The organism is Mycobacterium sp. NPDC050441, from assembly GCF_040655355.1.
Lineage (GTDB): Bacteria > Actinomycetota > Actinomycetes > Mycobacteriales > Mycobacteriaceae > Mycobacterium.
Window position 1 is genome coordinate 155,969 of record NZ_JBFAJS010000013.1, and the last position, 12,648, is coordinate 168,616.

A 12,648-nucleotide genomic window follows, 5' to 3' on the forward strand; every position below is an offset into this window, starting at 1 on the left:
CGTCGGCTCGCGAACCGGGAAGTTCATCCGGCGCGGCTGGGTTGGTAGCGAGATTCTCGTCGCCCGGCGGGCACTTCCGGACGGGAGCGCCTCGGTACTACACGCCACGATCGAGGGCCACGGCTACGCGCCGTCCCGGAAGCAATAGGTGCCACATATTTCCGCGTCGCGTTGACCACATACGTGAGTGCGATGCCCACGATCAGTGCGGCCAGCACACCGGCGACCCGGTGGTCACCGAACAGCGGATAGACCTGGTAATGCGTGAGGTAGATATACAGCGACGCCTCCGCGAGCACCCCGGAGCCGGCTGCCACCACCGCCGGGCAGCGCAGGGCGGGCAACCAGATCAGCAGCGCAAACCCCGCCAGTACCAGGGCCTCCCGGCCGGTGTTGCCGAAATAGCCGTGCAATCCGACCGCCAATACGACGGTGACGATCACCCGCTGCCAGGTGGCCGTGGCCTTGGCCGCCGCCCACCCGGCAGCGAAGAACCAGAAAGCCAATACCGTGAACCAGGCCTCCCGGCCCAGGCCGAAACCGGGCAGGTCGTAACGCAATACCAACCCGAGCGCCAGGCATGTCGCCGCGAAGGCGAAGGGCCGGCGTCGTTCGTACCGGTCGCTGCCCGGCAGCGCACACACCACGGCCAGCGCCACCAGGATCCACACCAGCACTTCGACAAACCACAACCGTCCGGCGGTCATGCTGTCGTGAGGGCCGAGAAACTTGTTGGCCAGCAGCAGGTTCGACGCGTGGTAGTCGTCGGTGACGACGAGTGCGACGGCCACCCACACGACCGAGGGGACCGCTATCCAGGCGATCGTGTTGCGTAGGTGACGCAACCGCGCCGCCCGGGGCAGGGGTGTCAGGCAGAACCGGCCGAAGTTGTAACCGGCCACCCCGAGCAGCACATGCGCTCCGCCCCACAGCGCGAACAGTTCGGCGTGCGAGCCGACGATGAGCACGATGGCCGCCGCGCGTAGCGCAACGCTGGTCTCCACTGTCGCCCACCGGCGAGGTCGGGGACTGCAGCTACGTTCGAGTTCGGACAGGGGAGTCCGGTGCCAGTCATTCGGAAGCCGGCCCAGGGTGCGTTCCAGGCGAACCGACATCGCCACATAGGACAGCGAGTTGCCGCCGAGGTCGATGAAGCTGGCGTCGTGGTCGATGGACTCGGAAGGGACATGTAGAACCTCGGCGAAAAGGCTCCGAAGGTCGGCGGCATCGGTGCGGGGGGAGTCGGCGGTCAGGGCCCGCACCGCTGGGTAGTCGGGCTTGCCGGATACCAGCCGGGGCAGTTCGGGGACGATGACGGCGCGCACAGCGGCGGCGGGCACACCGGCTGCGGTGGCCGTCAGTCGCTGCACTTCGCCGGCGGAGGTGTTCCCGGTGCGCAGGGCTGCCACGGCGAGCGTGTCGCCGCCCTCGGTGCACAGCGCCGTCACTCCGTGTTCGGCCAGTGCGGCCTGCAGGCGGTCCAGATCGATGCGCAGTCCGAACAGCTTCACGAATCGACCACTGCGGCCGATGATCGCGTACAGGCCCTCAGGAGTGCGTCGCGCGATGTCGCCGGTGTGCAGTTCCTCGACGGTGGCGCCCAGCGCGAGGTCGTCGGGCCGGTCCGCGTAGCCGAGCATCACATTGGCGCCGCGGTAGACCAGCTCACCCGTTCCGTCGGGCCAGGCCGCGTCGGGGCGGATGGACAGGCTGCCGCCGGGGATCGGGCGACCGATGGCCTGGGGGTGCGATATAGCCAATTCCGGTGGCAGGTAGGCCATCCGGGCGGTGGCCTCGGTGGCGCCGTACATGACGAACAGCTGCCAGTGGCGGCGTCGTCCCAGCGCTGCGTAACGGCGCACCCGATCGGGTGCCATCTGTCCGCCGGCCTGGGTGACGTACCGCAGGTGGGGTAGGTCCATGGAATCGAAGCCGATGCGGTCGAGCAGTTCGAAGGTATGGGGTACCCCGGCGAAGGTGGTGGCACGGTGGCGGGTGAACAGGTCCCAGAACTCGTCGTCGACGACTGAGCGATCGGTGAGGATGAGGCCCGCGCCGCGCAGTAGATGGCTGTTGACCACTGACAGCCCGTAGCAGTAGGACATTGGCAATGTGGTTGCAGCGAGGTCAGTTTCGCGGATCGCGAGGTACTCGGCGATGGCGGCGGCGTTACTGGCCAGGTTGGTGTGCGACAGGCGGACGAGCTTCGGTGACCCGGTGCTGCCTGAGGTCGACATGAGCAGCGCCAGATCGTCGTGCAGTCGGTGTGTGCTGTGGTTGCGCCGGTGGCGGATACCCGCGCCGTCGACGACGGTATCGGGGGAGTAGGTCTGCAGGATCGCGCGATGGTCGCTGCCCGCGGGCACCGGCAGCGATACGTGGCCGCCGGCGAGCGCACCCAGGTAGTGCACCAGGGTGGGCAGGTCGTTGCGTGCTTCGAGCAGCACGAGGCGCCGACCGGGTCCCAGCTCCGCCGCCGTCTGCGACACGAGGTCAGCAAGAGCCGAGTAGCTGACCTGTTGGGCCTCGGTCACCGCCGCGGTCCGGTCACCGTGAGCCCGCAGCGCCTCGACGATGGGGCTCAAGGCAACGCCGTCCCGGCGCCGCGCACGTCGATACGGACCTTGGTGTCGCGGTCCGGCGGATTGAGGCTGTGCTGACGCACGACGATGGGCTCGCCGGCTGCCGGCGGCTCGATGGTGAGCAGCACATCGTGGCCGAGGAACTCGGTCGCGATCACGGTACCGACCGTTGCGGCCGTTGCGGCATTACCCGCGCTGTCTGAAATCGCCGTGGCGACAAGCTGTTCAGGACGCAGCACCAGGGTGCACGGACCGTCGGCCGCGCCGGCCTGGACCGGTATCCGGCCCAGCGCACATTCGGCCACCTCAGTGGCGACCATGCCCGGCAACGCGATGCAATCCCCGAGGAATTCGGCGGTGAACCGATCGGCGGGGTGCTGGTACACCTCCTGCGGTGTTCCGACCTGAGTGAACCTGCCCTCCCGCATCACCGCGACCTGATCGGAGATCGACAGTGCCTCCTCCTGGTCGTGCGTCACGATCAGGGTGGTCACCCCGGTATCGGACAGCGCGCGGGCCACGGACTTTCGGGTCGCCGCGCGCAGCCCGGTATCCAGCGCGCTGAAGGGCTCGTCGAGCAGCATGACCACTGGCCGGCGGGCCAGGGCCCGGGCGAGGGCAACCCGCTGCTGTTGGCCGCCGGAGAGCTGGTGCGGACGGCGCTGCGCGAACGAGGAATCCAGGGACACGGTGTCCAGCAGCTCAATGACCCTGGAACGGGCCGCGGCCCCGCGCTCGCGCAGACCGTAGGCGACGTTCTGGGCCACCGTGAGGTGTGGGAACAGCGCGCCGTCCTGTGCCACGTAGCCGACGTCGCGACGGTGTGGGGCCACAGTGACTGTGGGGCTTGCCATTTGGCGCCCCGCGATCGTCACGGTGCCGGCGTCGGGCGATTCGAAGCCGGCGATCACCCGCAACAGCGTGGTCTTGCCGCAGCCGGAGGACCCGACGACGGCGGTGATGGTTCCGGTTGTCAGGGTCAGGTCGATACCGCCGAGCACCGCGGTGCCGTTGAAGGACTTGTGAAGTCCGGATACCTGCAGGACGTCGTCGGTCACAGGGCGGCCACCTTCGTCGATTGGCGCAACAACATCAAGGTCACCGGTATGGACAGGGCGATCAGCATCAGGGCATAGGGCGCCGCTGCGGCGTAGTCCAGCTCGCTGCTCAGCGACCAGAACCGCATCGCCAAGGTGCGGGTGCCGGTGGGCGCCAGCAACAGGGTCGCGGTCAATTCCGTTGCCACCGCGACGAATACCAGCGAGGCGCCGGCAGCCGCAGCTGGTGCGGTCAGCCGCAGGGTGATACGCACGAAGGTGCGAGCCGGCGAAGCGCCGAGTGAGCGCGAGGCCTCCTCCACCGACGGCGGCACCTGTGCCAGTCCGGATCGCAGGCTGACCAGGGCACGCGGGAGGAACAGCAGCACGTAGGCACAGATCACCAGAGCCGCAGTCTGATAGAGCGGGGGAGCGTAGCGAATCGCCACGGTGACCAGGGCCAGTGCGGTGACGATGCCGGGCATCGAGCTGGTGATGAAATTGGCGCCCTCGATCGACCGGGCCAGCAGACCGCGGTATCGGACGGCGACCCAGGCGAACGGGAAGGCCAGCACAGTCGTCAGGACCGCGGCAGCCGCTGCCAGCGTGGCGGTTTGGGCCAGTGCGGTGCCGATCTCCACGGGTTCCCACACCTGGGCGCCGCCGATCCACAGCCAGCGCGTCAGGGTCCACAACGGCACCCCCAACGCCAGTGCGGCCAGTGCCAGCAGCCCGGCCGTCGCCGGCAACATGTTGCGGCCCAGACGTATCGGCGTCGCAGCACGCTGGGCTCCCGACCCCACCCGCGCGAACCGCGCATTGCCGCGGGCGGCGGCCTCGGTGACCAACAGCAGCAGGCACAGGAGCACAAGGACAGCGGCCAGGGTGGCGCCGGCGGCCCCGTCGAAGGTGGCCTGGAACTGCTCGAAGATCGCGGTGGTGAAGGTCGAGAAGCGGATCATCGCGAACGCGCCGTATTCGGCCAGCAGGTGCACGCCGATCAGCAGGGCACCGCCCAGGATGGCCAGGCGCAGCTGTGGCAACACCACCCGGAAGAACACTCCCGACGACCCCGACCCCAGCGCGCGCGCCGATTCCTCCAGTGCCGGATCGATGCGGCGCAGGGTGGCGGCGGCGGGCACGTAGACGAACGGGAAGTACGACAACGTCGCGATCAGCACCCCGGCCGACAACCCGTGCAACGACGGCAGCACGCTGACCCAGGCGTAGCTGTTGACGAACGCGGGTACCGCCAGCGGCGCGACGAACACCGGCCGCCACCACGTCCGCCCCGGCAGGTCGGTGCGCTCAACCAGCCACGCCGCACCGATACCGAGCACCACGCACATCGGAACGGTGATCAGCACCAGTCCCGCGGTGTTGAGCAGGAGTTCCCCGACGCGGGGCCGGACCACCAGTTCGATCACACGGGCCGGGCCGGTGGTGATCACCGACCAGCCCACGTAGGCCAACGGGATGAAGGTGGCGGCCAGCAGCAGCGTCACCGCAGTGCTCAGTGCCGGACCCGGCCGGGCACGTGCGGTGGGCTGCTCGGCGACCGGCGGCGTCGGAGGTGGCTCTGTCGCAACCAATTACAGCAAGCCAGCCTTTGTCATCAGGTCGGTGACCTTGGCGGCATCGAGATTGGACGGGTTGACTGCGGGGGCCTGCAACGAGTCCAGTGGCGGCAGAGCGGGATTGGCGGCGACCCCGCTGGCGACCGGGTACTCGAACGAGGTGCCGTTGCGCAGCACCTCCTGGCCGGCCTTGCCGGTGATGAACCGGAGGAATTGCTGGGCCTGGTCCTGCTTCTTGCTGGATTTCAGTACGCCCCCGCCGGACAGGCTGACGAACGCTCCGGGGTCTTCATTCTTGAAGTAGTGCAGCGCGGTGTTGCCGCTGATCTCCTTGGTCTTGGACTGATCGCGGAACCAGTAGTAGTGGTAGATGATGCCGCCGTCGACCTGACCGTCGTTGACGGCACGCAGCGTGGCGATGTTGTCCTGGAGCACAACGGCATTGGTCTTCAACCCGGCCAGCCACTGCGAGGTGGCCGGCTCGCCCTTCAATTCGAGTATGGCCGCGACGATCGCTTGGAAGTCCGCCTTGGCCGGCGGTGCACCCCAGCGGCCCTTCCACTGCGGCTGCTGCAGATCCATGATCGAGTGCGGCAGTTGGTCGGCCGGCAGCTTGGCCTTGTTGTAGACGAAGACCGTCGAGCGCGCCGCCACGCCGGTCCACTTGTTCGACGACGGCCGGAACTGGGCCGGGACCTGATCGACGATCTGCGGCTCGACATCGGCGAACAATCCGGCCCGCTCGACCGCCGCCATTGCGGGGGAGTTCTCGGTGAGGAAGACATCGGCGGGCGAGGCGTTGCCCTCGGCAACCAGCTGGTTGCCGAGCTCGGTGTCACCGCCCTGGCGGTAGGTGACCTTGATGCCGGTTTCCTTGGTGAACGCGTCGATCCACTCTTTGGTGAGCGATTCGTGCTGGGCGTTGTAGATGAGCAGCTCGTCCGACCCTGAACTGGAGCACGCGACCAGGCCGGCGGCTACGGCGACGGCAGACAGGACAACGGCGACCCGGCGGCTCCAACGTGTGCGCATCAAGTGATCCCTTTCGGCGTTAGCTGAGCATCACCTAAGGACACTACCGGGAGGGTGAGGGTAAAACCCTGGACAGTGGGAATCGCCGAGCCGTGGCAACGGGCGGCTGTCCAGCGGTTCCTCACTCGCGGTTCGGTAGAAGGGAGGCCAGCAGTTCTACTCCGCGGAGGATGTCGCCCGGTGGCCGGTCGGCGAGGTTGTCGGTCGCCTGCAGGGTGGCGAGGCCGTGAGACATCGACCACCCGGCGATGACGAGGCTCGCAACATCGGCGTCGGTGACGGTGTCGGGGTCGCGCGTGCTGATGAGACTGCGCCGCGCACTGCCGTACAGGATGTCGAACGCGGCCGCCCGGGCCTGTGTGAGATCGGGATCGCTCTGGTGACAGAGGTACGGCCGGAACAGAACCTCGTAGAACCCGCGGTTCTCGAGCGCGAACCGTACGTACTCGGCCCCTCCGGACAGGAACCCCAGGTCTCCGGAGGCCACTGGCTCGATCGCCGCTGCCATTCGTCTGAATCCCTCCGTGGCAACGGCGGTGAACAGACCGGTCTTGTCGGCGAAATGATGTGAAAGAGCAGCATGCGTGACGCCCGCCCGACGGGCGATTCGACGCATGGAGGCCGCCGAGACGCCGACTTCCTCGACCTCGGCGACGGTCGCTGCGACGGCTGCCGTGCGCAGGTCGCCATGGTGGTACGGCCGGTGGGGATCGGCATCGGTCATCGGCCCAGAGTAGCGCCCACGAGATCTTTCCATTGATAAGTTCGCACGTCATCGCTAGTCTTACCAATGGTAAGTTGCGCTGACGATTCGGGGGCGCGTCATGGAATCGTTCGATGTGGTCGTGGTGGGTGGTCGTTGTGCCGGTTCGGCACTCGCCGGCTACCTGGCGCGCGCCGGTATGCGGGTCTGCCTCGTCGACAAGGCGGCATTTCCGAGTGAGACGCCGTCGACTCATGTGATCCAGCCCCGGGGGGTCGCGATCCTCGCCGAGCTGGGAGTGCTGGGCCCGCTGCTGTCGCACGGTGCAGTGCAGTTGGACCGCTTCAGCCTGGTGAACGACGCCGTCCGCATCGACGGGGTCCTCGACGGTCACTTCGCTCATCCCGGACTGAATGCGCGTCGGACGATCCTCGATCAGGAATTGCAGCAAGCAGCCATTCGCTCTGGCGTCGACGTGCGGAACAGGTGCCGCGTGACCGGCTTGCGCCGGACCGGGGACAGGGTGACCGGTGTCGAGACTGCCGACGGTTCGCTCGACGGCCATCTCGTGGTCGGTGCCGATGGCTGCGGGTCGGTGGTCGCAGAGGCTGTCGGCGCACGCAAGTATCTGGTCAAACCTCCGGGGCGGGTTCCGGTCTGGGGCTACTTCATGGCCGGGGCGCAGGAACCTCGCTTGCGTATCGCGCGCAAGGGCAACCTGGCATTCCTGGCCAGCCCAACGGATTCGGGTCTGTACATGGCCGGGGTCGCCGTCGATCACGCCGGCGCTCATGACTTCAATCGGAACCGGGAAGCCCACTTCCGTAACGCCCTTGGGGTCTGGCCCGAGCTCGACGATATCGTGCGCGGCGCCAAGCGCGTCGGACCGTTGCGGGTGATGATGAACTGGCACAGCTACTTTCGGGAGTCGGCGGGGCCGGGTTGGGTGCTCGTCGGTGATGCGGGGCATTTCAAGGATTTCACTCCCGCGCAGGGCATCGCCGACGCGCTGTGCCAGGCGAAGTCGCTGTCGACGGTGATCACGGCGACATCCGGATCAGCCGCTGAGCAAGATGAGATGCTGACTCACTGGTGGCGTCGCCGCGACCGCGGGTCCCATGACATGTATTGGCTTGCAATGCAGATGGGCCGGCCCGGCACGTCGTCACCCCTGATCACCGAGGTGCTCCGGCGGATCGCCGACGATCCGGACGGAGCGACCACCCTCCTGAAGGTCCTCAACCGGGACCTTCCCTCACGCCGGCTGTTCACCGTCGGACGGCTTCTCGCCGCGGCGTACACGACGCTCCGGAAATACCCAGGTCAGAGTCGGGCTACGTTCGCCGAGATCGGTGCGCTACTCGCGGCGGAGGTCGACAAACACCGTGCTCGATGGCCGTGAGGGTCCGCGTCTGTGGATGAACTCCACGCTGGGGATAACTCGGCCGGATCGAGCCGGTTCTGTCGGACGGTGTCCGCACGGTGTGGGCATGAATTCTTTGACACGGGCCGAGATCGGCGCACTGGGTGAACAGTTGGCCGTCGAGCATCTGGCGGCGCAGGGGTTGCGCACGTTGACGCGTAACTGGCGCTGCCGTTATGGCGAACTCGACGTGATCGCCGAAGAGGTCGCCACCAACACCGTGGTGTTCGTCGAGGTCAAGACCCGCACCGGGGACGGTTTCGGCGGGCTTGCCGAGGCGGTCACGGCGCAGAAGGTGCGCCGTATCCGGCGGCTGGCGGCGCTCTGGCTGGCCGAACAGGACGTGCGCTTCGCCGCGCTGCGGATCGATTTGATCGGGGTGCGCATCGGGCGTCGCCGTGAACCGGAGCTGGCGCACCTCAAGGGGGTGGGCTGAAATGGGTTTGGGGAGGGCCTATTCGGTGGCTGTGCGCGGGGTGGATGGTGTGATCGTCGAGATCGAGGCGGACATCGCCTCGGGGCTGCCGGGTGTGCACCTGGTGGGGCTGCCCGACACTGCGTTGCAGGAATCGCGGGATCGGGTGCGGGCGGCGATCACCAACTGTGGGAACGCCTGGCCGATGTCGCGGCTGACGTTGGCGTTGTCGCCGGCCACTTTGCGCAAGGTCGGTTCGGTCTACGACCTGGCGTTGGCGGCGGCGGTGCTCTCGGCGCATACCAAGACGGCCTGGGCGCGGTTGGAGAAGTCGGTACTGCTCGGCGAACTCGCCCTCGACGGCCGCATCCGCCCGGTCCACGGCGTCCTGCCGGCGGTACTGGCCGCCAAGCAGGAGGGCTGGCCCTTGGTGGTGGTGCCGGTCGACAACCTCGCCGAGGCGAGTTTGGTCGACGGGATCGAGGTGTGCGGCGTGCGCACCTTGCGTCAGCTGCAGGCTTGGCTCGACGGTAAAGGGGATCTGGTGGCCCGGGTTGCTACGCCGGGGCGAGCGCCGGAGCCCACCGCGGATCTTGCCGATGTGGTCGGTCAGGCCCAGGCGCGTTACGCCGTGGAAGTGGCGGCCGCCGGTGCGCACCACCTGATGTTGACCGGTCCGCCGGGTATCGGCAAAACGATGTTGGCACAGCGGCTTCCGGGCCTGCTTCCACCGTTGTCGGCTGGCGAATCCTTGGAGGTCACCGCGATTCATTCGGTGGCCGGGTTGTTGGCGGGGGATACCCCATTGATCACGCGACCGCCGTTTGTGGCTCCGCACCACACCTCGAGTGTGGCCGCCCTCGTCGGTGGCGGAAGTGGCTTCGCTCGTCCCGGTGCGGTCAGTCGTGCCCACCGGGGTGTGTTGTTTCTCGACGAATTCGCCGAAGTGGGCTCAAGTGCTCTCGAAGCGCTGCGAACTCCATTGGAGGACGGCGAGATCCGGCTGGCTCGCCGGGATGGGGTGGCGTGCTATCCGGCCCGATTTCAACTGGTTCTGGCGGCGAACCCGTGCCCGTGCGCACCACCCATTTCGGCCGACTGCGTCTGTTCGGCCCAGGCCAGGCTGCGGTATCGCGGCAAGCTGTCGGGGCCATTGGTGGACCGCGTCGACTTGCGGGTGGAGTTGTATCCGGTCAGCGCCGGAGCGTTCACCCCGCAGGCCGGTGAGTCCAGCGCCGTGGTGCGTGAACGAGTTGCGGCAGCGCGCCTCGCCGCCCAGGAACGGTGGAAACCGTACGGGATCGGTACCAATGCCGAGGTCAGCGGTTCGCTGCTGCGGCGCGAATTCCGATTGCCCAAAGCTGCGATGGAGCCGTTGCGGTCCGCACTCGACCGCGGGGTGATCAGCATGCGCGGTGCCGACCGGAGTTTGCGAGTCGCTTGGACGTTGGCCGATCTGGCCGGACGGACCATGCCGGCCCACGAGGACGTGGCCGCCGCGTTGAGCTTTCGTCAGGCCGGGGGTGTGTCATGACCGACGAGGTGCGGCGTGCGTGGGCGTATCTGTCACGGGTCGCCGAGCCGCCGTGCTCGGAATTGACGGCCTTGGTCGCACAGGTGGGCCCGGTCGAGGCAGCCGGCCGGGTCAAATCCGGTGAAGTCAAGTCAGAGGTAATGAGCCGGGTCGATGCTCGTCGGGAATTGGATTGTGCGGTCAAGGATCTGGATGTCCTCGACAGAATGGGCGGGCGGTTGATCACCCCTGATGACGACGAGTGGCCGCTGCTGCGATTCCGCGCCTTGGGGGTGGCCAGGGAGCGCAAGCGTCCGAATGATCATCCGCCGTTGGTGTTGTGGGCGAGCGGGCCGGTGCGGCTCGATGAGGCGACCGAGCGCGCCGCGGCGATTGTCGGCACCCGCGCGGCGACGGCGTATGGCGAGCACGTTTCCGCTGACCTGGCCGCCGGTCTGGCCGAACGGGACGTGACGGTGGTGTCCGGCGGGGCCTATGGCATCGACGGTGCAGCGCATCGCGCCGCCCTGGCCTGTGAGGGCGTGACCGTCGCGATCGTGGCCGGAGGCATCGACAATCCATACCCGGCCGGGCACAGCGCACTGTTCCACCGGATCCGCCAGGAATGCCTGTTGGTCAGTGAGTATCCGCCTGGAGTGGCGCCGGGCCGGCTGCGGTTTCTCACCCGCAACCGGTTGGTCGCGGCCCTCTCGGGCGCGACGGTGGTGGTGGAGGCCGGGTTGCGCAGCGGCGCGGCCAACACCGCGGCGTGGGCCAGGTCGTTGGGCCGGGAAGTGTGCGCGGTGCCGGGCCCGGTGACCTCGGCGGCGTCTGCGGGTTGCCATGCGCTGCTCCGAGGGGGTGCCAACCTGGTCGGCCGTGCGGAGGAAATCGTCGAACTCGTCGGCCGTATAGGAGAACTCGCGTCGGACGAGCCGCATCCGGTGGGGCCGCTCGACGGGCTCGCGTCGGCAGAGAAACAGGTCTACGACGCGCTGCCGTCGCGCGGTGCCCACACCGTGGACGAGATCGCGATGCTCGCCGCACTTCCGTCGCATCAGATCTTGGGGCCGTTGACGATGTTGGAGCTCGCCGGACTGGTCGTCAGCGAGGACGGGTGCTGGCGGCTGCGCCGGCGCCGGTAGACCCCCTGGGCGGGGCGCGTCTCCGTATAGTCGGTGAGGTCGGCTAACAAAGAAACCGGCTGTGAGCTTTGGAGGCGGTATGGCAGGACGTCCCGTGCATACCTTTCAGGTGGTGCGTCGCGAGCAACTGACCGACCACATGGTCAGGCTGGTGCTGGGCGGCAACGGCGAGAACGGCTTCGACACGTTCTCGCCCAACGAGTTCAGCGATGCCTACGTCAAAATCGTCATCGTTGCTGACGGTGTCGACGTGCCGGCGCTGCCGAAACCCTTGACGCTGGACAGCTTTCAGGAGTTGCCCGCCGAACAACGACCGACGGTGCGCACCTACACCCTGCGCAATGTCGACACCGACCGTGGCGAGATCAGCATCGATTTCGTGGTGCACGGTGAGCAGGGCGTGGCCGCGCCCTGGGCTGCCGCAGTCCAACCCGGTGATCCCGCCTACCTGATGGGACCCAGTGGGGCCTATACCCCTGACCCGGCCGCCGATTGGCATCTGCTGGCCGGTGACGAGGCGGCCCTCCCTGCCATCAGCACGGCACTGGAATCCCTGCCCGACAACGCGATCGGCAGGGTCTTCATCGAGGTGGCCGGTCCCGAGGACGAGGTTGAGCTGACCGCTCCCGACGGGGTCCAGGTGACCTGGATCTACCGCGGCGGGCCCGCCGACCTGGTCGGCGACGATCAGGCCGGAGACAACGCACCGTTGATCGCCGCGGTCAAGGGGGCGGCCTGGCTCCCGGGACAGGTCCAGGTGTTCATCCACGGCGAGGCCCAGGCCGTGATGCACAACCTGCGTCCCTACATCCGCAAGGAGCGTGGGGTCGCGGCGAAATGGGCCGCATCGATCTCGGGGTACTGGCGCCGCGGGCGCACAGAGGAGACCTTTCGGCAGTGGAAGGCTGAGCTGGCAAAAACCGAGGCCGACGCCGCAGGCTGAACCAAGATAGACGTCCGGGGTGGCAAGGTAGCTGTCATGGCCTATGGCGACTATCAACTTGAGATCTACCTGCAGGGGCTGTCGGGTGTGCTGCCGAGCATGCCGATGGATTACGCGGGCCTGGAGGCCAAGGCTCAGGCGGCTATGCCGGCTTCCATCTGGTCGTATGTGGCCGGTGGGGCCGGCGACGAGCGCACCCAGCGGGTCAATCGCACCGCCTTCGACCGGTGGGGGTTGATGCCGCGGATGTTGAATGCGCATCGGGACCGCGATCTGTC

11 protein-coding genes are annotated in these 12,648 nt (G+C 67.6%); 6 read left to right on the plus strand and 5 right to left on the minus strand.

Going from position 1 to position 12,648, the window contains the following annotated elements; genetic code table 11:
* Positions 1 to 23: 23 nt before the first annotated feature.
* The 5 genes from AB0I14_RS29935 to AB0I14_RS29955 form a co-directional block, all read right to left on the minus strand.
* Positions 24 to 2,585: an AMP-binding protein gene (locus AB0I14_RS29935; RefSeq protein WP_358029854.1), complete on the minus strand. Its 2,562-nt coding sequence runs from the start codon at positions 2,583 to 2,585 to the stop codon at positions 24 to 26.
* Positions 2,582 to 3,640, minus strand: a complete 1,059-nt coding sequence (locus tag AB0I14_RS29940) for an ABC transporter ATP-binding protein (RefSeq protein ID WP_358029857.1) — start codon at positions 3,638 to 3,640, stop codon at positions 2,582 to 2,584. Before AB0I14_RS29940 ends, AB0I14_RS29935 begins: the two co-directional genes overlap by 4 nt.
* On the minus strand, positions 3,637 to 5,211 hold the full coding sequence (locus AB0I14_RS29945) for an iron ABC transporter permease (protein ID WP_358029861.1): 1,575 nt from the start codon (positions 5,209 to 5,211) through the stop codon (positions 3,637 to 3,639). Before AB0I14_RS29945 ends, AB0I14_RS29940 begins: the two co-directional genes overlap by 4 nt.
* A complete protein-coding gene (locus tag AB0I14_RS29950) occupies positions 5,212 to 6,228 on the minus strand; it encodes an iron ABC transporter substrate-binding protein (protein ID WP_358029864.1) in 1,017 nt (338 codons plus the stop codon).
* A gap of 121 nt (positions 6,229 to 6,349) precedes the next feature.
* Entirely contained in the window at positions 6,350 to 6,952 is a 603-nt protein-coding gene (locus AB0I14_RS29955) for a TetR/AcrR family transcriptional regulator (protein WP_358029867.1), read from the minus strand.
* Positions 6,953 to 7,052: 100 nt separating this feature from the next.
* Between AB0I14_RS29955 and AB0I14_RS29960 the strand changes: the two genes are divergently transcribed.
* The 6 genes from AB0I14_RS29960 to AB0I14_RS29985 form a co-directional block, all read left to right on the plus strand.
* Positions 7,053 to 8,333 (plus strand): NAD(P)/FAD-dependent oxidoreductase, encoded by a 1,281-nt coding sequence (locus AB0I14_RS29960; RefSeq protein WP_358029869.1) that lies wholly within the window; start codon positions 7,053 to 7,055, stop codon positions 8,331 to 8,333.
* A gap of 88 nt (positions 8,334 to 8,421) precedes the next feature.
* Entirely contained in the window at positions 8,422 to 8,790 is a 369-nt protein-coding gene (locus AB0I14_RS29965) for a YraN family protein (RefSeq protein ID WP_358029871.1), read from the plus strand.
* Between the two features lies 1 nt (position 8,791).
* On the plus strand, positions 8,792 to 10,303 hold the full coding sequence (locus tag AB0I14_RS29970) for a YifB family Mg chelatase-like AAA ATPase (protein WP_358029874.1): 1,512 nt from the start codon (positions 8,792 to 8,794) through the stop codon (positions 10,301 to 10,303).
* A complete protein-coding gene (dprA, locus tag AB0I14_RS29975) occupies positions 10,300 to 11,427 on the plus strand; it encodes a DNA-processing protein DprA (RefSeq protein WP_358029877.1) in 1,128 nt (375 codons plus the stop codon). The genes AB0I14_RS29970 and dprA overlap by 4 nt, the downstream gene beginning before the upstream one ends.
* Positions 11,428 to 11,506: 79 nt before the next feature.
* Entirely contained in the window at positions 11,507 to 12,370 is an 864-nt protein-coding gene (locus AB0I14_RS29980) for a siderophore-interacting protein (RefSeq protein WP_358029880.1), read from the plus strand.
* Between the two features lie 36 nt (positions 12,371 to 12,406).
* The coding region (locus tag AB0I14_RS29985; protein ID WP_358029883.1) for an alpha-hydroxy-acid oxidizing protein at positions 12,407 to 12,648 on the plus strand (242 nt) is incomplete at its 3' end.

What these genes read in the sequence shown, in the direction of transcription:
- AB0I14_RS29950 (WP_358029864.1), bottom strand. Translation starts at nt 6,228, where the DNA reads ATGCGCACACGTTGGAGCCGCCGGGTCGCCGTTGTCCTGTCTGCCGTC.
- AB0I14_RS29955 (WP_358029867.1), bottom strand. Translation starts at nt 6,952, where the DNA reads ATGACCGATGCCGATCCCCACCGGCCGTACCACCATGGCGACCTGCGC.
- AB0I14_RS29960 (WP_358029869.1), top strand. Translation starts at nt 7,053, where the DNA reads ATGGAATCGTTCGATGTGGTCGTGGTGGGTGGTCGTTGTGCCGGTTCG.
- AB0I14_RS29965 (WP_358029871.1), top strand. Translation starts at nt 8,422, where the DNA reads ATGAATTCTTTGACACGGGCCGAGATCGGCGCACTGGGTGAACAGTTG.
- AB0I14_RS29970 (WP_358029874.1), top strand. Translation starts at nt 8,792, where the DNA reads ATGGGTTTGGGGAGGGCCTATTCGGTGGCTGTGCGCGGGGTGGATGGT.
- dprA (WP_358029877.1), top strand. Translation starts at nt 10,300, where the DNA reads ATGACCGACGAGGTGCGGCGTGCGTGGGCGTATCTGTCACGGGTCGCC.
- AB0I14_RS29980 (WP_358029880.1), top strand. Translation starts at nt 11,507, where the DNA reads ATGGCAGGACGTCCCGTGCATACCTTTCAGGTGGTGCGTCGCGAGCAA.